This is a genomic window from Nocardiopsis aegyptia, from assembly GCF_013410755.1.
In the GTDB taxonomy this organism is placed as follows: Bacteria; Actinomycetota; Actinomycetes; order Streptosporangiales; family Streptosporangiaceae; genus Nocardiopsis; species Nocardiopsis aegyptia.
This window is the reverse complement of record NZ_JACCFS010000001.1, coordinates 594,686-614,516: the sequence shown is the minus strand read 5'-3', so window position 1 is coordinate 614,516 and position 19,831 is coordinate 594,686. Positions and strand designations below refer to the sequence as shown.

19 protein-coding genes are annotated in these 19,831 nt (G+C 73.7%); 11 read left to right on the top strand and 8 right to left on the bottom strand.

The features are described 5' to 3' along the window. The first annotated feature begins 1 nt into the window (after position 1). The 3 genes from HNR10_RS02895 to HNR10_RS02885 all read left to right on the top strand — a co-directional run bounded on the left by HNR10_RS02895 (position 2) and on the right by HNR10_RS02885 (position 2,999). Positions 2–1,039 carry a FecCD family ABC transporter permease gene (locus tag HNR10_RS02895; protein WP_218897595.1) on the top strand — a complete coding sequence of 346 codons (1,038 nt, stop codon included), beginning with the start codon at positions 2–4 and terminating at the stop codon, positions 1,037–1,039. 122 nt (positions 1,040–1,161) lie between these two features. Beyond that, positions 1,162–2,181: a FecCD family ABC transporter permease gene (locus tag HNR10_RS02890; protein ID WP_179829490.1), complete on the top strand. Its 1,020-nt coding sequence runs from the start codon at positions 1,162–1,164 to the stop codon at positions 2,179–2,181. Continuing rightward, a complete protein-coding gene (locus tag HNR10_RS02885; protein ID WP_179820634.1) occupies positions 2,178–2,999 on the top strand; it encodes an ABC transporter ATP-binding protein in 822 nt (273 codons plus the stop codon). The genes HNR10_RS02890 and HNR10_RS02885 overlap by 4 nt, the downstream gene beginning before the upstream one ends. A 145-nt stretch (positions 3,000–3,144) precedes the next feature. Here the strand turns inward: HNR10_RS02885 and HNR10_RS02880 are convergent, their stop codons facing one another. Beyond that, the gene (locus HNR10_RS02880; protein ID WP_179820633.1) at positions 3,145–3,705 is read right to left on the bottom strand and encodes an NAD(P)H-dependent oxidoreductase; all 561 of its coding nucleotides are present in this window, start codon (positions 3,703–3,705) and stop codon (positions 3,145–3,147) included. 122 nt (positions 3,706–3,827) lie between these two features. On the opposite strand from HNR10_RS02880, the gene HNR10_RS31005 reads away from it, so the two are divergent. Beyond that, positions 3,828–4,469 carry a TetR/AcrR family transcriptional regulator gene (locus HNR10_RS31005; protein ID WP_179820631.1) on the top strand — a complete coding sequence of 214 codons (642 nt, stop codon included), beginning with the start codon at positions 3,828–3,830 and terminating at the stop codon, positions 4,467–4,469. A 106-nt stretch (positions 4,470–4,575) separates the two neighbouring features. Then, complete coding sequence (locus HNR10_RS02870) at positions 4,576–5,088, top strand: potassium channel family protein (RefSeq protein ID WP_179820629.1); 513 nt, start codon at positions 4,576–4,578, stop codon at positions 5,086–5,088. A 31-nt stretch (positions 5,089–5,119) separates the two neighbouring features. Here the strand turns inward: HNR10_RS02870 and HNR10_RS02865 are convergent, their stop codons facing one another. The 3 genes from HNR10_RS02865 to HNR10_RS02855 form a co-directional block, all read right to left on the bottom strand. Continuing rightward, complete coding sequence (locus HNR10_RS02865; protein ID WP_179820628.1) at positions 5,120–5,470, bottom strand: UBP-type zinc finger domain-containing protein; 351 nt, start codon at positions 5,468–5,470, stop codon at positions 5,120–5,122. Positions 5,471–5,559: 89 nt separating this feature from the next. Continuing rightward, the gene (locus tag HNR10_RS02860; RefSeq protein WP_179820626.1) at positions 5,560–6,318 is read right to left on the bottom strand and encodes a MerR family transcriptional regulator; all 759 of its coding nucleotides are present in this window, start codon (positions 6,316–6,318) and stop codon (positions 5,560–5,562) included. Then, positions 6,306–7,208, bottom strand: a complete 903-nt coding sequence (locus tag HNR10_RS02855; protein ID WP_179820625.1) for a DUF2268 domain-containing protein — start codon at positions 7,206–7,208, stop codon at positions 6,306–6,308. The genes HNR10_RS02860 and HNR10_RS02855 overlap by 13 nt, the downstream gene beginning before the upstream one ends. Positions 7,209–7,332: 124 nt before the next feature. Between HNR10_RS02855 and HNR10_RS02850 the strand changes: the two genes are divergently transcribed. Continuing rightward, the gene (locus tag HNR10_RS02850; RefSeq protein ID WP_179820623.1) at positions 7,333–8,187 is read left to right on the top strand and encodes an ABC transporter ATP-binding protein; all 855 of its coding nucleotides are present in this window, start codon (positions 7,333–7,335) and stop codon (positions 8,185–8,187) included. Then, on the top strand, positions 8,184–9,731 hold the full coding sequence (locus HNR10_RS02845) for a fluoroquinolone export ABC transporter permease subunit (protein ID WP_179820621.1): 1,548 nt from the start codon (positions 8,184–8,186) through the stop codon (positions 9,729–9,731). Before HNR10_RS02850 ends, HNR10_RS02845 begins: the two co-directional genes overlap by 4 nt. Positions 9,732–9,908: 177 nt before the next feature. On the opposite strand, the gene HNR10_RS02840 is transcribed toward HNR10_RS02845, so the two are convergent. Further along, on the bottom strand, positions 9,909–10,259 hold the full coding sequence (locus tag HNR10_RS02840) for a hypothetical protein (RefSeq protein ID WP_179829489.1): 351 nt from the start codon (positions 10,257–10,259) through the stop codon (positions 9,909–9,911). A 115-nt stretch (positions 10,260–10,374) separates the two neighbouring features. Continuing rightward, positions 10,375–11,370 (bottom strand): hypothetical protein, encoded by a 996-nt coding sequence (locus HNR10_RS02835; RefSeq protein WP_179820620.1) that lies wholly within the window; start codon positions 11,368–11,370, stop codon positions 10,375–10,377. A gap of 352 nt (positions 11,371–11,722) precedes the next feature. Here HNR10_RS02835 and HNR10_RS02830 point away from each other — a divergent pair, with 352 nt between their 5' ends. The 4 genes from HNR10_RS02830 (at position 11,723) to HNR10_RS02815 (ending at position 17,125) form a co-directional block, all read left to right on the top strand. Continuing rightward, on the top strand, positions 11,723–13,066 hold the full coding sequence (locus tag HNR10_RS02830) for a hypothetical protein (protein ID WP_179820618.1): 1,344 nt from the start codon (positions 11,723–11,725) through the stop codon (positions 13,064–13,066). A 96-nt stretch (positions 13,067–13,162) separates the two neighbouring features. Then, positions 13,163–14,407: a low temperature requirement protein A gene (locus tag HNR10_RS02825; RefSeq protein ID WP_218897593.1), complete on the top strand. Its 1,245-nt coding sequence runs from the start codon at positions 13,163–13,165 to the stop codon at positions 14,405–14,407. Between the two features lie 69 nt (positions 14,408–14,476). Then, positions 14,477–15,925, top strand: coding sequence for a CoA transferase (locus HNR10_RS02820; protein ID WP_179820617.1), 1,449 nt, complete (start codon positions 14,477–14,479; stop codon positions 15,923–15,925). A 201-nt stretch (positions 15,926–16,126) separates the two neighbouring features. Beyond that, positions 16,127–17,125, top strand: a complete 999-nt coding sequence (locus tag HNR10_RS02815) for a D-2-hydroxyacid dehydrogenase family protein (protein ID WP_179820615.1) — start codon at positions 16,127–16,129, stop codon at positions 17,123–17,125. A gap of 340 nt (positions 17,126–17,465) precedes the next feature. Here the strand turns inward: HNR10_RS02815 and HNR10_RS02810 are convergent, their stop codons facing one another. Both HNR10_RS02810 and HNR10_RS02805 read right to left on the bottom strand, forming a co-directional pair. After that, positions 17,466–18,251, bottom strand: coding sequence for an SAM-dependent methyltransferase (locus HNR10_RS02810; RefSeq protein ID WP_179820614.1), 786 nt, complete (start codon positions 18,249–18,251; stop codon positions 17,466–17,468). Between the two features lie 289 nt (positions 18,252–18,540). After that, a complete protein-coding gene (locus HNR10_RS02805; RefSeq protein WP_179820612.1) occupies positions 18,541–19,827 on the bottom strand; it encodes an RNA polymerase sigma factor in 1,287 nt (428 codons plus the stop codon). Between the last annotated feature and the right edge of the window lie 4 nt (positions 19,828–19,831).

Below are 19,831 nucleotides of genomic sequence, written 5' to 3'. Positions count from 1 at the left end.
CATGGTCGACACACGCCCCGCACCGGACGCCGCCGTCGCGCGGCGCCCGGTGCGGGTCAGGATGCTCTGGCTCCTCGTCTCCCTGGCCGTCCTCGCGGCGATCATGCTGGCCTCGGTCGCGTGGGGGTCGCGGATCGTCGGCGCCGACGACGTGCTCGCGGCCCTGGGCGGCTCGGACGAGACCATCGAGCAGGCCGCCGTCACCAAGCGGATCCCGCGCACACTGCTGGCGGTGGCCGTCGGCGCGGCGCTCGGCCTGTCCGGCGGCGTGATGCAGGGCGTGACCCGCAACCCGCTGGCCGACCCGGGGATCCTGGGCGTCAACATGGGCGCCTCGCTCGCGGTGGTCACCGGCGTGGTCTACTTCGGACTGGCCGCGCCGAACTCCTACATCTGGGTGGCGATCGCCGGCGCCGCCGCCGCCGCGGCGTTCGTCTACACCGTCGGGTCACTGGGCCGGGGCGGGGCCACCCCGCTCAAACTGGCGCTCGCCGGGGCCGCCACCTCCGCCGCGTTCGCCTCGCTGGTCAGGGCCGTCGTACTGCCCCGCAACGACGTGGCGGGCGGGTTCCAGCTGTGGCAGATCGGCGGTGTGGGCGGTGCGTCCTTCGACAACATCACGCACGTGCTGCCCTTCCTCCTCGCCGGGCTCGTTCTCAGCCTGGGCTCGGCGCGGGCGCTGAACTCCCTCGCACTGGGCGACGACCTGGCGGCCGGCCTGGGCGAGCGGGTGGCCCTCGTGCGCGCGACCGCAGCGGTCGGCGCCGTGCTGCTGTGCGGTGCCGCCACCGCGGTCGCCGGGCCCATCGCGTTCGTCGGCCTGGTCGTACCGCACGTGTGCCGACTGCTGGTCGGCGTCGACCACCGGTGGCTGCTGCCGTTCTCCGCCCTGCTGGGCGCGGCGCTGCTGACCGCCGCCGACGTGATCGGCCGGATCGTGGCCCGCCCGAGCGAGGTCGAGGTCGGCATCGTGACCGCGCTGATCGGAGCCCCGGCCTTCATCTACATCGTCCGCAGGCAGAAGGTGCGTGCACTGTGAGCTCACGAACCCCGGCGCCCGCGCCACGCGGGGACGACGCCGAACCCGGCACCGGTACCGGTACCGGCACGGGTGCTGACTCCGACTCCGACACCGCCACCGGTGCCGCCACCGACGCCGTCGTGGCCGCGGTCACCCGCGGCCGGGTCCGACGCACGGCCAGGCGGACCGCCGTGCTGGCGGTGCTCGCGGTACTGATCGTCGCCGTGTTCGCCACCAGCCTCATGGTCGGGCGGACCTTCTACCCGCCGGCCGACGTCGTCGCCGTGATCCTCGGCGAGCGGGTGCCAGGCGCCTCCTTCACCGTCGGCACGCTCCGCCTGCCCCGGGCCGTCCTGGCGGTGGCGGCCGGACTCTGCTTCGGCCTGGGAGGCGTCACCTTCCAGACGATGCTGCGCAACCCGCTGGCCAGCCCCGACATCATCGGTATCAGCTCCGGCGCCAGTGCGGCGGCGGCCTTCGCGATCGTGGTGTTCTCCCTCGGACGCATCCAGGTGTCCGTCGTGGCCATCGCCGCCGGGCTCGCCGTGGCCCTGGCCGTCTACGGACTGGCGTTCCGGGACGGGGTGGTGGGCACCCGGCTCGTCCTGATCGGCATCGGCGTCGCCGCGATGCTCGACAGTGTCACCGCCTACGTCCTGTCCCGGGCGGCCGAGTGGGACCTGCAGGAGGCCCTGCGGTGGCTGACCGGCAGCCTCAACGGCACGACTTGGGAAGAGGCGGTGCCGGTCCTGGTCGCCCTGGCCGTGCTGGCGCCGGTGCTGCTGAGCCAGGCGCGCAACCTGTCCGCGCTGCGGCTGGGCGACGACACGGCCTCGGCCCTGGGGGTGCGCGTCGAGGCCACCCGGATCGTGGTGATCGTCGTCGCCGTCGGGCTCATCGCCTTCGCGACCGCGGCGGCCGGGCCGATCGCCTTCGTGGCCTTCCTCTCCGGCCCCATCGCGGCGCGCGTGGTCGGGCCGGGCGGTTCCCCGCTGGTGCCCGCCGCGCTCGTCGGCGCGCTCCTGGTGCTGGTCGCCGACCTCGTGGGCCAGTACGCCCTCGGCATCCGCTACCCCGTGGGCGTCGTGACCGGAGTGCTCGGCGCGCCGTACCTCATCTACCTGATCATCCGCACCAACCGCGTGGGAGGCTCCCTGTGACCGCGACCCACTCACTCCACATCGAGGACCTCGCCCTGGGCTACGGCGACCGGACGGTCATCGCCCGGCTCGACCTCGTCGTCCCGCCCGGCCGGATCACGGCGATCGTCGGCGCGAACGCCTGCGGGAAGTCGACGCTGCTGCGGTCGATGTCACGCCTGCTCGCGCCGCGCCGGGGCCGGGTGGTGCTCGACGGCAAGGAGGTGCACCGCACGCCCGCCAAGGAGCTGGCGCGCACGCTGGGCCTGCTGCCGCAGTCGCCGATCGCGCCCGAGGGCATCACCGTCGCCGACCTCGTGGGCCGGGGCCGCCACCCCCACCAGGGGATGTTCTCGCGCTGGAGCAGGGAGGACGACGCGGCCGTGGCGTCGGCGCTGGCGGCGACCGAGACCACGGACCTCGCCGAGCGGCCGGTGGACGAGCTGTCCGGCGGCCAGCGCCAGCGCGTGTGGATCGCGATGGCGCTGGCCCAGCGGACCGACCTGCTGCTGCTGGACGAGCCGACCACGTTCCTGGACGTCAGCCACCAGATCGAGGTGCTCGACCTGCTCACCGACCTCAACCGGGAGCGCGGCACGACGATCGTCATGGTGCTGCACGACCTCAACCTGGCCGCCCGCTACGCCGACCACCTGGTCGCGCTCGCCGACGGGCGCCTGCACGCGGCGGGGGAGCCGGCCGAGGTGCTGACGGAGGACGGCGTGCGGGCGGTCTTCGGCCTGGACAGCCGGGTCATCGTCGACCCGACCTCCGGCCGACCGCTCATGCTCCCCTTCGGACGCCACCACGTGACGCCCGACGTGGTCGCCGAGGCCTGACCCGGCTCCCGCAGGTGCGTGGCTGACCGCCCCGGGCCGCCCCCGGAGAGGCCCGAGCCGGGTCGCCCTCGGGGGAGGCCCGGGCAGGTCGCTTGCGCGCCGGGTCAGGCCGCCCTCGGGCCGGCTCAGGCGGCGGCGCACCGGGTCAGGCGGCGGCGGTACCGGCCTCGGCGGAGAGCTGCCGCAGCACCGCGTTCAGCCCGTCCACGACTTCGCCGTCGTCGACCGGGTGGGTCTCGGCGAAGCGCGTCAACGAGGCGGGGATGGACAGTGTGGCGTCGGCCAGCACCTGGGCGCCGGCGATGCCCAGGGCCTTGCGGGCCTCGTCCTGGGCCCACACGCCGCCGTACTGGCCGAAGGCGGTGCCGACCACGGCGACCGGCCGGTCCTTGAGCGCACTGGCGCCGAACGGGCGGGACAGCCAGTCGATGGCGTTCTTCAGCACGGCCGGCATGGTGCCGTTGTACTCCGGCGAGAAGAGCAGGAAGCCGTCGACCTGGTCGGCCGCCGCGCGCAGCCGGGCGGCGGCCTCGGGCACGCTGCCCTCGACGTCGATGTCCTCGTTGTAGAAGGGCACCTCGGCGAGCCCTTCGTACAGCTCGATCCCCACACCCTGCGGAGTGTGCTTGATGGCGGCCTCGGCGAGCTGGCGGTTGTGCGAGCCGGCGCGCAGGCTGCCGACGAGTGCGAGGAGGCGGACGGACATGTGGATCTCCCGGAATCTGGGGCGACTGCAAACGGACTATGGTCCGATTTGGGGTCGCTCCGGTTCTACCAGACTAAACGGACCACAGTCCACTTATCCGAATGCGGTGCTAGGCTGTGGTCATGGCCACGCCCCCCTCGACCCCGCGCGCCGACGCCCGGCGCACGAGCCTGCCGCTCACCGTCGTCGGCGAGTCGCCCCGTCTGCGGGCCGACGCCGAGCGCAACCGCATCCGGCTCCTGGAGGTCGCGGCCGACCTGGTCGCCGAGGGCGGGGCCGAGTGTCTGACCATGGACGCCGTCGCCGCCGCCGCCGAGGTCGGCAAGGGGACGGTCTTCCGCCGGTTCGGCAGCCGGCCGGGCCTGCTCTTCGCCCTCGTGGACCACCAGGAACAGCTGTTCCAGGCCGCGTTCATCTCGGGCCCGCCGCCCCTGGGGCCGGGAGCGCCGGCACTGGAGCGGCTGCGCGCCTTCGGGCCGGCCACGCTTCGCCACGAGCGCGACCACAAGGACCTCTACATCGCCGCGCACGAGGACGTCTTCCTGCGCTACGAGGCTCCGGCCTACCGGCTCCGTACAGCCCACCTGGCCATGCTCCTGCGCGAGGCAGGGACGGAAGGCGACTTCGAACTCCTCGCCCACACGCTGCTGGGGTACCTCGAAACCCCGCTGGTCCGGCACCTGCTCACCGATCGGGGCATGTCGGCGGAGCGCCTCGAAGCCGGATGGCACGCACTGGTCGACCGCCTGGTCGGGGCGGCGTAGCCCTGCGGGAGTGGGGCGGCGCGGCCTTCGGGCGGCGCTCGGGGGCGTCGGGTCGCGACGGCCGCGCGTGATATCGCCCTGCGTGATCGTCGTATAACTTCGAGTCATGGAGAAGGGGAGTACGCGGTCACACCCGTGGAACCGGACGCTGCTGGCGGCGGAGATCGCGGCGGTCGTCGCCCTCTACTACCTCCTCCCACTGGAGGAGGCCGGGTGGCAGGTGGTCCCGCGCTGGGCGCTGTTCGTCCTCGGCGTCGGCCTGATCTGCTGGTCGGTGGTCTTCACGGCCCGGCGGCAGGAGCGGGTGAACCCCGGAGAGCTCTCCCCGCACGGGCCGGTCCTGCTCGCCGTCTCGGGGCTCGCGCTGTTCGCCCTCGCCGACTACGGCCTGGCCACCTCCCGCCCCGGGGAGTTCGAGGGCCTGGAGACCCGGACCGACGCCCTCTACTTCGCGCTGACCACCCTGGCCACCGTCGGCTTCGGCGACATCCACGCCCAGGGGCAGTACGCCCGCGCGCTGCTACTGGTCCAGATGTCGTTCAACCTGGTGGTCATCGCCGGTGCGGTGTCACTGCTCACCTCGCGCCTGCGCGCCCGCGCCCGACACCGGCAGCGCTGACGGGCGCGGTGCATCCGGTCGGTGGATCCGGTCAGTGGATCCGGTCCCGCCAGTCGGCCGGCACCTGGTCGGCGGGGCCGGGCACCGGCTGGTCCTCCGGGCGCGAGGACGGCGGCGCCAGCTCCGGCCCCCGGCCGGCCCGGCCGGACCGGAAGTCGAAGAACCAGTCCTCGCCCGGCTCGAAGCTCTGCATGACCGGGTGCCCGGTCTCCTCGAAGTGGTGGGTGGCGTGCTGGGCGGGTGAGCTGTCGCAGCAGCCCACGTGGCCGCACGCCGCGCACCGGCGCAGGTGCACCCACCAGCCCCCGCCGTCCAGGCACTCCCGGCAGCCGGGACCGCTCGGAGGGGCGGACGGGTCGATCACGTTCGCGGAGTCGTCCATGGTTCCACGGTAGCCGTGCGGCGCCGGATCCGGCGGAGGCGCCGACCACCGTGTCCCCGCCTCCGTGTCCGGTGGCCGTGCCCCGGGGGTCACATGGCGGTGCGGGCGTACTCGTGGAGCGCGTCGCGGACGAAGGCCGCGCCCTCCGGCCCGTCGTAGGTGCCGGTGAACGCGGGATCGTCGACGTAGAGGTCGCCCAGGCCCCGCACCATCGCGATCGAGCGCTCCCGGTCGCCCTCCGCGGTGGGGGTGCCCGGGATCCCGCTCAGCCACTCCACATGCCGGGCGGCCATCGCCTGGGCGCGCTCCGAGACGGGACCGGCCCCGGACCGGTGGGTGTCGACCCACGCGGCCACCAGGTCGTCGACCTCCTGTTTCCAGGCGCGCTGCTCCTCCAGGCTCTTGCCGTGCCACCAGTCGTGGCCCGCGCGGAAGGCCTTCTCGCCCCAGCGCGCGACCACCTCGTCCTCGAAGCGGTCGTTGAAGCCGTCCAGCATGACGTCCATGTGCGGCTCGGCCCCCGACCGCAGCGCCTCCAGGGTGTGCCGCACCGACCGGATCCGCCGGTCGATGCGGTCCCGCTCCGCCTCCAGCTCCGCGACGTGGTCGACCAGCCCCTGTTCCTGGTCCACCTCCTCGGACAGGACCTGCGCGATCGCCGACAGGCCCATCCCCAGCCGGCGCATGAGCAGGACGCGCTGGAGCCGGACGACCGCGTCGGGACCGTAGTAGCGGTACCCGTTGGCGCCCACCCGGGTGGGCGCCACCAACCCGATGCGGTCGTAGTGGCGCAGCGTGCGGCTGGTGACGCCCGCCCGGGCCGCCAGCTCGTGGATCATCCACTCCACGGAAGGCCCAACCGGTCCAGTGCGGTGGCGATGACCTTCCCGCTGTCGGCGTGCACGGCCTGCGCCGCCGTGAGCCCGGTCTCCGCCAGGTAGGCGTCGACCAGCCGGTTGCCGGCGGCGTAGCCCGCGCCCGTCGGCAGACCCACCGGGGTGCCGCCGATGTTCTCCGCGATGGTGTCGCCGAGCACCCAGGACGTGAAGTTCTCCATCCCGGTCACGCCGAGCCCGGACACCACCTTGGCGAAGACCGCGTCGTCGCGCAGATGCGGAACCCCGATACGGCTGTGACCGAGACCGTCGCCGTACAGCTCGCGGGCGAAGGCGTCGGCCAGGCCCTCGCCGACCACGTGTTCGCCGACCGCCACCGTCATCGGGTCCCACACCACCCCTCCCGGCGCGTAGCGCACGTTGTGGTGCAGTTCGTGCACGGCGGTGACCTCCAGACGGGCCACGTTCTCCGGGAACGGCCAGAGGGTGATCACGATGGAGCCCGAGATCCCGCCGAACCCGGTCACGCCGAGGGAGGGCCCCATGAAGACGGCGTCGCCCGGGTCGCCGAGCACGAACAGGACGGTGATGTCGGGGACCTCCAGGTCCGGCGTCGCCGCGGTCAGGGCGGCGAGGCCGTCGTCGAGGGCCCGCCGCATCCGGCCCAGGGCGTCGGCCCCGGCCAGGGTGTCGAGCGCCTCCAGGCAGGTCTCCTCGTCCCGGTCGAGGGGGAACCCGGCCGACCGCAGGTGCAGGTCCACCAGGTCGACCTCCCCGGGGGCGTAGCGGTACATGGGCCGGCTGGGCTCCAGCATGGATCCGAGCAGGTCGCGGCGGTCCGCGGCCGGGGCCCGCAGGGTGGCGCGCATGGCCGACAGGGTGTCGGGAACGGTGATCGTCATGGCACCCGACCCTAGACATTGACGCAGCGTCAAGGTCAAGCGCGGCGGCGTGCAAGAGTGGAAGCCGCGGAACGGCGCGGCAGCCGGCCCGTGCGGAACCCGTACCCCGAAAGGACCACCGGACGTGGCCGAGGCAGCCATCCGTGTCGACGATCTCGAAGTCACCTACCCGCGTGCCGACAGGCCCGCCGTCGCGGGCATGTCCTTCGACGTCGGGCAGGGGGAGGTCTTCGGGTTCCTGGGCCCCAGCGGCGCGGGCAAGTCCACCACACAGAACGTGCTCACCCGGCTGCTGCGGCGCTACCGGGGCCACGTGCGGGTCCTGGGGCGGCCCCTGGAGCGGTGGAACGCGGACTACTTCGAGCGGGTGGGCGTGGGGTTCGAGCTCCCCGCCGGGTTCGGCCGGCTCACCGTCCGCGAGAACCTGGCGGCCTTCGCCTCCCTCTACCGGGCCCCGGTCCAGGACCTCGACGCGCTGTTGGCCTCCGTGGACCTCGCCGACGCCGCCCACCGGCGCCTCTCCGAGCTCTCCAAGGGCATGCGCATGCGCCTGAACCTGGCGCGCGCCCTGGTCAACCGGCCCGAACTGCTGTTCCTGGACGAACCCACCACCGGGCAGGACCCCGTGCGCGCCGCGCTGCTGCGCGACCTCATCCGGGCCGCCGCCGACGGGGGCAGCACCGTCTTCCTCACCACGCACGACATGACCACGGCCGACCTGCTGTGCGACCGGGTCGCCTTCGTCTCCCGGGGGCGCATCGCCGCGGTGGACACCCCGCGCGGCTTCAAGCTGCGCCACGGACGCCCCGGGCTGGTGGCCGAGATCCGCGGGCAGGGGCGGCGCGAACTCCGGGTCGAGCAACTGGCCGACGACGCCGCGCTGCTCGCGCTCATCCGGGAGGGCGCCGTGGAGACCCTGCACACCCGCGAGGCCACCCTGGACGACGTCTTCGCCGCCGTGACCCGGGAGAGCCTGTGAGACGGGTGGCCGCGGCCGTCCGCCTGGAATGGGGGATCGAGCTGCGCTACGGCATCGTGCCGGTCGCGGCGGGTCTGGCCGTGCTGTGGACCGCGGTCCTGTGGCTGCTGCCGCCCGGCACGGCCCGGGTCGTCGCGCCGTACCTGCTGTTCACCGACACGGCCGGGTTCGGAGCGCTGTTCGTCGTGGTCCTGCTGATGTTCGAGCGCACCGAACGGGCCCGGGACGCCCTGGCGGCCACGCCGCTGCGCACCGGCGAGGCGGTGGCCGTGCGGGTGCTCGTGCTGACGGCGCTGTCGGTGGGCGTCGCGGTACCGCTGATCCTGGCGGCCGGACGCGACGATCCCGCCGCGCTCCCGGCGGCCCTGCTCGCGGGGGCGTCCGGTGTGGCGCTGATCTCGCTGTTCCTGCTGTCGCTGTGCCTGGCCGTCAGCGCCCGCGCGCGCACGCTGCAGGACTTCCTCGTGGTGCTTCCCGTCGTGGCGGTGCCGCTGGTGGTGGTCCCGCTCGTGCACATGACCGGACTCCTGGAACACCCGCTCCTGTACGCGGTGCCGACCACGGTCGGAGCCGACCTGGTCCGGTGGGGCCTGGCACCGGATGCGGTGGCGGGCTCGCCCGCCGTCCTGGCCGCCGGGACCGGATACGCGCTGGTCTGCGTGGTCCTGGCGCTGGTGTGGGCCCGGCGCGCGGTGGACACCGGGGCGGGGGCGCCGCCGGGGCCGCGGCCGCCGGGGGCCTCGCGCCGGGGCCGGCCGCCGGCCGGGCGCGGTGGGACGCGGCTCGGGCGCGGGTCGGCGCCGGCGGTGCTGCGCTTCGCCCGGGCCGACCTCTTCGGGACCGGGCGGGACCCGATGCTGCTGGTCGTGCTCGTGGCGCCGCTCGTGCTCGCCGTGGGCGCGCGGTTCGGGTTCGCGGGGGCGACCGGCTACGTCCGGTCCGCCTACGGGGTCGACCTCACCACGGTCGCCCCGCTGGTGCTCGCGCTCTTCCTGCTGCACCTGCCGCTGATGTTCGGGGCGGTGGGCGCCATGCGCGCGATCGAGGACATCGACGAGCGCGTGCTGATGGTACTGCGGGTCTCGCCGCTCACGCTGCGCGCCTACCTCGGCTACCGCACGGGCCTGGTGGCGGCGCTGTCGCTCGTGGGGCTGCTCGTCGCGCTGCCGCTGAGCGGCCTGATGCCCGGCGGCTGGTCGGCGGGCACGGTGGCCGCGCTCGTCCTGGGCACGGCGCAGGCACCGCTGCTGCTGGTCGCCGTGACCGCGTTCGCGGGCAACAAGGTGGAGTCCCTGGTGGCGGTCAAGGCCGCCGGAGCCGTCATGGTCGTCGTCCCCGTGCTGGCGTGGATCGTGCCCGGGCCCTGGAACCTCCTCCTGCTGGGGCTCCCGCCGGCCTGGCCCGCGCTCGCCGTCCCCGGGTACGCGGCGGAGCCGCTCGGCGTCCCGGTGCTCCTGGCCGGCGGGCTGCTGGTGGCGGCCGTCGCGACCGCGCTCCTCGTCAGGCGCACCACGCGCAGGATCGACAGCGGGTCGACGGTCTGACGCGGACTCGCGCCGCACGCCGGGCCGTTCCCGCGGCCGGGGGCGCCCCGGTGCACCGCGGGCCGAGGGGTGCTCCTGCGGCCTCCGGGCCCGCGGACCGCAAGCCGAGGGGTTCTACGGTCTCCGAACCTGGAGGGGCGCCCCGACGGCCCGTCGGCCAAGGGGGCGCCCGGAGGGTCAGCCGTTGCCGAACTGGTCGCGGGCCGCGTCGGCCGCCGCGCCACCGGGGTCCTCGACCATGCCGCCGACGGTGTCGGCCTGCTCCTGGAAGCCCTGGACGCTCTCGGTGGCTCCGCCGACCACTTCTTCGCCGTAGCCCTGCGCGGCCTCGGTGGCCCCGCCCAGGGCCTCCTCCCCGTAGCCCTGCGCGGCCTCGGCCGCGCCGCCGAAGGTGTCCTCACCGAAGGACTGCGCCGACTCCTGCGCGGTGTCCAGGCCGCCGCCCAGGGTGTCGGACACCCCTTGGGTGGCCTCCTCGGCGGCGCCGCCGAAGATGCCCTTGAACCACTCGATCATGTCGTCGAACATCGCTCTCAACTCACTCCGTAGGTATGGCCCCTTCCTATCCACACGGGATAAGCGCACGGTAAGGGGCGGGTGCGCAGGGTGATCGACCAGGGGCGCAATGGCTTTCCTGGGACGGTCAGGACCGACCCGGTCGCCCTGCCTCGCGTGCGCGGAGCCGGGGGTAGAGGGACGCGAGCAGCACGCACGCCGGGGGCAGGACCGACACCGGCAGGAGGGCGAAGGCCACCGCGTGCGGGGCGACGACGGCCAGGGTCAGCGCGGCGTAGGCGTTGCCGCCGCTGAGCGCGAGCATGAGCGCCTCCGCGGGCCCGGTCAGCGGGGCCACCGCGTACCGCAGAAGGGTGTACACGAGGGCGACGTCCGCGGCGATCAGCAGCCAGACCCCCAGGACCCGGCCCTGAGCGACCCGGGTGAGCCGCCACGACCGCGGCAGCGCGCGGCCCGCCGACAGGTCCTCGCACACGATCGCGGACGCGGCCAGGGAGAACCGGGCGTAGAGGTAGGGGCCCACCAGGGCGACCAGCAGCGGCAGGCCCAGGCCCGCCACCCAGTCCAGGGGGCCGTAGCCGGTGAAGGGCGACCTGGGCCGGGTGATCCCGAGGAACGGTTCCCAGGCCAGGGCGTCGAAGACCTCCACGCCCACGACCAGGGTCGTGACGACGGCGAGCAGGGCGGGCAGCTGCGCGGCCAGGACGCGGCCGAACACCGCCCGGGTGCGCCGCCACAGGTCGGCGACGCCGAGGCCGCCGTGCCCGTGCCGTGCGTGCCGCACGGCGACGGCGTGCGAGGCGTACATGAGGGAGAGCACCACGGCCGTGAGCACGAGCAGGAGCACCGCGACGAGCATCCCGACCCAGCCGAACGTGACCTCGGCGCCGCCGGTGTAGGAGTACGGCGGGTCCTCGTTGGCCCGGTTGGACTCCACATGCTCGCGGAAGAGCGCTAGCGCGTCCCAGACCAGCGCGAACCCCGTCACGGCGACCGCGCACACGGCCCCCGCGGCCAACCCGGTCACGGCGAGCGCCATGCCGTAGAGCGGGCGCCGGAACCGGGCGAGCACCGCGAACGCGTCGGCCAGGAGTCCCGTGTCGTGACCGGCTTCGGACGTCACCGAGTCGTCACCTCCCTCACCGCGCCGAGCGCGTCGTGCCCGTGCCCCGCACCCCGGGGATCCGAGACCGCGGAACCCTACCAGCCACCCCCGCAGACCCGCGCCGCCTGTCCGTATCCCATTTCCTCCCGATCGATGGTCGGCCTTCGGTCGACATCAACGCCGACGTCTATCTCCGGACGGTGGTGCGGTCGTGGCTCCTGTTGTTCATGGAAAAAGCAGTGCTGACGATTCCGGTCGATTCCGCCTTCCGATAACAGGTTTATGTTCGTTTCTGTCTCTTGTGTGATATTCCGACTCTGTGCATTCTGGCTCACTGAGGGTGTCCGGGAATCGTGCGAGGAGGCTGTGGGTGGAGCTCGAGGAAATCCTTCGTGGACTGGTGCACCCGACGAACCTGACCGTGAGAACCGGGGAGAAGCTCGTGGGCTCGGTGGAAGCCGCGGTCGCGAAGGACGACGAGCGGTTCAAGGAGAAGGAGGAGGAACCGCCTCGCCGCAAACCCCGTCTGATGGCCCTGCCCCGGCGTGAGGCCTCCTTCCCCGGTGTGGCTCCGTTGAGCGTCCTCCATGCCTTCGCGAGAGCGATATCCCTTGACAGGCAAGGGTCGGCCAGGGGCCTCGCGGAGCACTGGGGCTGCCTGAAATACGCCCTCGCCCTGGCCTCAGAATCGTCGGAGGGGCTCATGCTGCTGTCGAAGGAAGGTCGCTCCACGCGCCAACAGCACAAGAGGACTCAGTCACACGAACTGGGCGCGGCCTTCGGCGCGTACATGGCCGAACACGTTCTCCGGCGGCGTTTCCGGGGATACCGGGTCTCGGTCGTCCCCGCGGATATCGTCCTTCAGGCGGGATGGCCGCTCAAGGGTTCCAGATACCGTCCCCGGTTCTTCGCGGAGGTATGGAAGCCGGGCGAGCCCGGAAACGTCCTGCCCATCGCCTGCAAGGGCCACCACGGCCGGGCCGCGACCTCCTATCCGCAGTTCGCCTCCGCTTCTGCTCACCTGGAGGCGGTGCACATCGGGCCGTGGAACAGGACGCCGGGCCTGTTGTTCAGCACGGAACTGAGCACGAAGGGGCCGATCGTCGTGCACGCGCTGCGGGCGGACGGCGACGGGGGAGCCCTTCCGCGTGAAGGCCATCGGATGAACGCGCCGCTCGAGCGCCTGGCCCTGCCTCCCTTCGTGACCAGGCCCGCGGACGGTGTCCGACCCGAGGAATCGGGGCCCGGCTTCCACGTGCCGACGCGACACGCGGGTTGGTTCCGGCGCGCTCTCGCCCGGGTGGACGCCGCCGGACTGACGGCCTTCACCGGCGAGCGGCCCTTGACCGGGCGCTACCTCGCCGAGCAACAGGGACGCAAGGACTACACCGAACAGGGGCACGCGGCGATCAGCAGTGTCCGGGGCGAGCCCCAGACCCTCCTCGGTACCTCGTACATCGGCACCGACCACGTGTTCCGCATCAACAGCCAACGTGTGGAGGCGTTCACGGGAGTCGCCGAGGACCTCGTCGGCCTTCTCGACGACGGACGGGTGGACCGGTATCGCCGCGAGGTCCACACGCGATGCGCCGCGGAGCCGTTCGCGACGTGGGACGACGATTGGCAGGGGGCGGTCTCGGTGCGGCCGGACGGATCCGTGCTGGCGATCCGGCGGCTGAGTGCCTGTGGCCACGCTTCGCACGAAGACGGGTAGGAGGGGTCGGCGCGCGAGTGCGTCGACCGCGGACACGCGGTGGAGGTCCCGGTGAAGAGCCGGTCAGAGGTGCTCTGACGTGGCACGATGGCCTGCATGACGACGTCGGCGAACACTGGCCACCGTCTGCGCCGGATGGCGGGACGCGATCCCGGCGAGGCGCACCGCGGGGCCACACCGCTCGAACTCCTCTACGACCTCACGCTCGTGGTCGCGTTCAGCCAGGCGGGCACACAGATGGCGCACCTGCTCGAACTCGGCCACTACGCGCCCGCGATCGGGGCCTTCTCCCTCGCGGTGTTCGCGATCAGCTGGGCGTGGATCAACTACTCGTGGCTGGCGTCGGCGTTCGACAACAACGACGCGTTCTTCCGGGTCGCGACCATGGTGCAGATGGTCGGCGTGCTCGTCATCGCGCTCGGCCTGCCGCAGCTGTTCCACTCCATCGACGAGGGACTCCACGTCGACAACGGTGTGGTCGTGGCCGGGTACGTGATCATGCGGCTGTCCACGATCGCGCTCTGGCTCCGCGCCGCGCGCCACGACCCGGCGCGGCGGCGTTGCGCGCTCACCTACGCGGTGCTCCTCGCGGTGGCGCAGGCCGGCTGGATCGTGCAGATCTTCATCGATCCGCCGCTGGCGACCACCGCCGTGCTCGCCCTCGCCCTGGTGGTCCTGGAGATGGCGGTGCCGGTCGTCGCCGAGCGCATCGACGGCGGGACACCGTGGCATCCGCACCACATCGCCGAGCGGTACGGCCTGCTGGTGATCATCACCCTCGGCGAGGTCGTGCTCGGCACGATTCTGGCGGTCTCGGCGGTGGTGGAGGAGCAGGGCTGGTCGGTCGAGGCGGGGCTGGTCGCCTTCGGCGGCACCGCGCTCGCGTTCGGCCTGTGGTGGGTGTACTTCACCATGCCCTCCGGTGACGTGCTCGCCCGTCACCGCGAACGCGCCTTCGTCTGGGGCTACGGGCACATGGTGATCTTCGGTTCGCTCGCCGCCACCGGAGCGGGGCTGCACGTGGCCGCCCAGACCATCGGGGGAGAGGCCCACATCGGCCCGACGGCGGCGCTTCTGACGGTGGTCGTGCCCGTCGCGGTCTTCACGGTCGCCCTCTTCGTGCTCTACACACTGCTGCTGCGCCAGTTCGACGCGTTCCACGTGCTGCTCTTCGTCGTCGCCATGCTCGCCCTGGGGGTGGCGGTGGTCGCGGTGGCGGCGGGCGCGAGCATGGGCGTCGGGATCGTGGTCGCCGCCGGCGCGCCGGTGGCCGTGATCGTCGGCTTCGAGACCGTCGGCCACCGGCACCAGTCGGCCGCGCTGGAGCGTGCGCTCTCCTGACTGTGGGGCCGCTGTGAGGTCGGCGACGTCCCCTTTCCGTCCGGTGGGGAGGAGGGGGAGTATGGGGCCATGGTGAGCGAACCGGATGCGGCGACAACGCGGGCGTGGACGGCGATCGGCGGGCCCGCGGGCCTCACGGCGAAGGTCTCCTACCGAGGCGCGGGGCGGGTGCTTCCCGCCGTACTGCCGGTGCGCGAGATGGCGCGCGCGACGGTCGGGGCGTGCTCGCTCGCCGCGGCCGAACTGCTGGCCGCGCGCAACGGCGGACCGGTCCCCGGGGTGAGGGTGGACGAGGGCGCCGTGGCCACCGCGTTCGTCAGCGAACGGCACCTGCTGGTCGACGGCCGGGCACCGACCCCCTTCGCGCCTCTGTCGGGTTTCTGGCGGACCGCCGACGGCTGGGTGCGCACCCACGCGAACTACGCCCACCACCGCGCCCGGCTGCTGGCCGCGCTGGAGATCGACGCCGGTGAGGAGCACGGCGGCACCACGGCCGGAGCCGTCGGGGCCGGAGCGGGGGGCGACCGCGGGGCGGCGCTGGTCGGGCGCCTCACCGCACGGCTCGCGGAGCTCGGCGCGCAAGAGGTCCAGGAGCGAGTCCACGCGGCCGGCGGCCTGGCCGTGGCCGTGGCGCCCGCGCCCGACCGCGCACCGGGCGGGGAGAACGCCGGGGGCCTGCCCCTGGCCGAGGTCGGCATCGGCGGGGCCGGGGGCCGCAGGTTGCCCGCGGCCCCGCTGCCCGCCGGCGGTGTGCGCGTACTCGATCTGACCCGGGTCATCGCCGGACCGGTCGCCACCCGAACCCTCGCCCTGCTGGGCGCGGACGTGCTGCGCGTGGACCCGCCGGGCCTGCCGGAGGACCCCGACAGCCACATCGACACCGGGTTCGGCAAGCGTTCCACCCTGGTGGACCTGGACTCCGCCGAGGGACGGCACGCCTTCGGGGCACTGCTCGACTCGGCCGACGTGGTCGTGACCGGGTACCGGCCCGGTGCCCTCGACCGGTACGGCCTGACGCCGGAAGCGCTGGCGGCCCGCCGGCCCGGCCTGGTCGTCGCCCGGCTGTGCGCCTGGGGGTGGTCCGGCCCCTGGTCCGGGCGCAGGGGGTTCGACAGCCTGGTCCAGGCGGCCCGCGGCATCGCGGCGATCGAGGCGAAGCCCTCCGACCCCTCCGACCCCTCCGTTCGCCCGGGCGCCCTGCCGGCGCAGGCACTGGACCACGGCACGGGTTACCTCCTGGCCGCGGGGGTCCTGCGGGCGCTCACCGACCGCCAGGCCGACGGACGGGGCCGTGTCCTGCGGTTCTCGTTGGCGGGGACCGCCGACTGGCTGGTGCACGGCATCGGTCCGGAACCCGTCGGCACCGGCACCTACGGCGCCGCGGACCACCTGACCGAGACCCCGTCCCCCTACGGCCTGCTGCGCCACGCGCTCCCACCGGTCCACTACGAGGGAGCGCCCGGCACCTGGGCCGCTCCTCCCACCCGCTGGGGCACCGACCCCGCCGTCTGGCTGTAGCGAGCGCCCCCGCAGTCACTGCCCCACGGCCTGGCCGCCCGACGGCCCCACGGAGCCAGGAACACCGTACGCCTGCTCCCCCGGCCACGCGCACCGACCGGCGAGAACGGGGGCGGCGGACCGGTCCGCGCGCGGGGTGCGTAGGGTCGGCCCAATGCCGCCGGTCCGAGGTCGGACCGCCCGAGGAGGAGGACGTCGTCCATGCAGAACAGCGCTGACCGGGACCCCGCCCCGACGCCGACCGGGCCCGTCCGCGTGGCGATCCTCGACGACTACCAGGACGTCGCCACCTCCTTCGCGCCCTGGTCCGAGGCGCCCCTGGACCTGGAACTCTCCGTCCACCGCGCACCGCTGGCCGACGACGACGCACTGGTCGCGGCGCTCGACGGCTGCCAGGTGGCCGTGCTCATGCGTGAGCGCACCCCGCTGCGTCGCGCGGTCGTCGAACGGCTCCCCGACCTGCGGCTGGTCGTCACGACCGGGCGCGCGAACAGTGCGATCGAGGCGGATCTGGGCGTCATGGTCTGCGGGACGGACTCCTCCTCGGCGGGCCCCGCGGAGCTCACCTGGGCCCTGGTCACGGCGCTGCGCCGGCACCTGATCGCCGAGGACCGCGCCGTGCGCGCGGGCGAGTGGCAGTCCACGGTGGGGGAGGCGCTGGAGGGCTCGACCCTGGGCGTCGTCGGACTCGGCCGCATCGGCACGCGCGTCGCCACGGTCGGACAGGCCTTCGGGATGCGCGTGCTCGCCTGGAGCGCCAACCTCGACCACGGCCGGGCCCGTGAGATGGGCGTGGAGCCGGTCGCCAAGGACGAACTGCTCGCCGCCTCCGATGTCGTCTCCCTGCACCTGCGGCTCAGCGAGCGCTCGCGCCACACCCTCGGCGAGCCCGAGTTCGCGCTGATGAGGCCCGGCGCCGTGCTCGTCAACACCGCCCGATCCGGTCTGGTCGACACCGCGGCGCTGTGCCGGGCGCTGGAATCGGGACGCCTCGGCGGAGCGGGCCTGGACGTGTTCGACCGCGAACCGCTCGGCCCGAAGGACCCCCTCCTCGACGCCCCGCGCACGGTGCTCACGCCCCACCTGGGCTACGTCACCCGCCAGAACTACCGGATCTTCTACGAGCAGGCACTGGAGGACATCGTGGCCTTCTACGCCGGCTCCCCGCTGCGCGTGGTCCAGGACGCCCGGCGCCCCTGACCGCCGCCCGCCCCCCGGCGCCCGCGCCCGCAGGCCTCCGCACCACCATGGCCCGTACGGATCCCGTACGGGACCCGTGAGCGGGAAGGCGGTCAGCGGGAGGTCCAGGTCCAGGTCGTCGCGCAGGCGGCGGCGCGGGCGGACGGCGGTGAAGGATGCGAGGCCGAGGGAGGGGAGGGTCGTGCCCGGATCGACGTCCGCTGTGTCGGGGTCGAGGACTTCCCGCCTCGCCCCGCCGCGCACACGCAGAAGCCCCCTGTCGCGCCCACCAGACCAGGACGGACGCGACAGGGGGCTCCACGCGTCCCCGGCGCCGTGCGGCGCGCCGGGGGCGGACTGCTCAGTTCTTGCGGCCCACGCCCCCGTACTGGTCGACCTCGCGGACCGCGCCCACCTCTGACTCCGACGGCCGCCACAGGCTCGCCGAGACCACACCGGGCTCCAGCGGCTCCAGGCCCTCGAAGAAGCGCGCGATCTCCTGCGGGCTGCGCAGGTGGTAGGGCAGCGGTGCGGTGTCGTTCCAGCGCCGTGCGGCCTCGATCATCGGCTCGCTCGTGTCGGTTCCGTCGCACATGACCAGGAAACTGCCCGCGGGCAGGGCGTCGACGTAGCCGCGCACGATGTCGTAGGCCTGCTGCCCCTCGAAGTGGCCCATCGTGCCAAGGATCGTCAGCCCGATGGGCCGGGTGAAGTCCAGGTGGCCCGCGGCCGTCTTCAGGACTGTGGCGGGCTCGCGCAGGTCCGAGTCGACGTAGTGCGTGGCGCCCTCAGGGCGGCTGGTCAGCAGGGCACGGGCGTGCGCCAGGACCATGGGGTCGTTGTCGACATAGACCACGCGCGACTCGGGCGCGATGGCCTGGGCGACCTCATGGGTGTTGTTGTGGGTGGGTAGGCCGGTGCCGATGTCGAGGAACTGGCGGATGCCCTCGTTCGCGGTCAGGTGGGTGACGGCGCGGATGAGGAACTCGCGGTCGGCGCGGGCCGCTGCGACCATCTCGGGATAGGCCTGCAGGACGTAGTCGCCGACCTCGCGGTCGACCGGGTAGTTGTCCTTTCCGCCGAGCCAGTAGTTCCAGACCCTGGCGGAGTGCGCGACGGTCGTGTCGATCGGGGCTGAATCCGACATGGGTACCTGCGTTTTCTGACGAGGAGGGAGCGCTGGTCGCGACCGTATTGTCGTGCTCGCGTGGAGTGCTTCGCAAGCCGGATCGCCTGTGCCGTCGGGAGTTCGGACACATCCCGGTGGGCGGGACGTGTCCGACCCGTGTGCCTTCATGCCGTGATCCCAGGACCGCGACGGCGTTCGCCGCGACGAAGACGGCCAGGTCGCCCACCATCACTGCGCGCCGGGGCGGGCGTTCACACGGTTCCGCTCCGCGCTCGGGTCCGGCACCCACCCGGAGTTCAGTCGAGCCTCAGTCCAGGGCGGCAATCTTGCCCTCCAGGAGGGCCCGCTCGCTGTCGTTGCCGCACAGCTCCACGGCACGCTCCAGCTCGGTGCGGGCCTCCCCGGGGCGGCCCAGCCGGGTGAGCAGCTCCCCGCGCACGCTCGGCAGCAGGTGCGACCCGGCCAGCGCGCCGTCGGCCACCAAAGCGTCCACGATCTCCAGCGCCGCCGCCGGCCCCTCGGCCATGGACACCGCCACCGCGCGGTTGAGGTCGACCACCGGCGACGGCGCCAGGCGGCCGAGCGCCTCGTACAGGAGCACGATCCGCTCCCAGTCCGTCGCCCGGACCGACGGGGCCAGCGCGTGGCACTCGGCGATCGCCGCCTGGAGGCCGTAGGCGCCCAGGCCCCGCCCGGCCCCGTTCGCGCGGGCCAGGGCCGCCCGCCCGCGGCCGATCGCGGAGCGGTCCCAGCGCCTCCGGTCCTGGTGCTCCAGCAGCACCGGGCGCCCGTCCGGACCCGTGCGGGTGGGAAAACGCGCCGCGGTCAGTTCGAGCAGTGCCAGCAGCCCGTGGACCTCCGGCTCGTCCGGCACCAGGCGGGTGAGCACCCGCGCCAGCCGCAGGGCCTCGGCGGCCAGGTCCGGGCGGAGCAGGTCCCGGCCGGAGCTGGCCGTGGACCCCTCGGTGAAGATCACGTACACCACGTTCAGCACCGAGCCGAGCCGCCCGGTCCGCTCGGCGGCCGAGGGCACCTCGAAGGGCACCCGCGCCGCCCCCAGCGTCTTCTTCGCCCGCGTGATCCGCGCCTGGACGGTCGCGGTCGGCACGAGGCAGGACCGGGCGATCTCGTCACTGGTCAGGCCGCCGACCACGCGCAGGGTCAGGGCCACCCGCGCCTCCCGTGACAGCACGGGATGGCAGGAGACGAACATCAGGGCGAGCACGTCGTCGTCGATCTGGTCCGGATCCCACAGCACGTCGGCGGCCTCCCGGACCGGGTCGGCCGGCGCGCTCCCGGCGGCGACGCCGCCCTCGCCCAGGTCGCGGGCGAGGACGGCGTAGCGCTCGTCGCGGGCGGAGCGCCGGCGGAACGCGTCGATCGCGCGGCGCCGGCCGACGGTGAGCAGCCAGCCCGCCGGGTGGGCCGGCACCCCCTCGCGCGGCCAGGTGACCAGGGCCTCCGCCAGCGCCTCCTGGGCCAGGTCCTCGGCCAGCGCGAAGTCGCCGGTGTAGCGCGCGAGCGCACCGACGATCCGCGCCGACTCGATCCGCCAGACAGCGGCCACGGCCTCCCGGCCGGTCGGATCAGCCATCGTC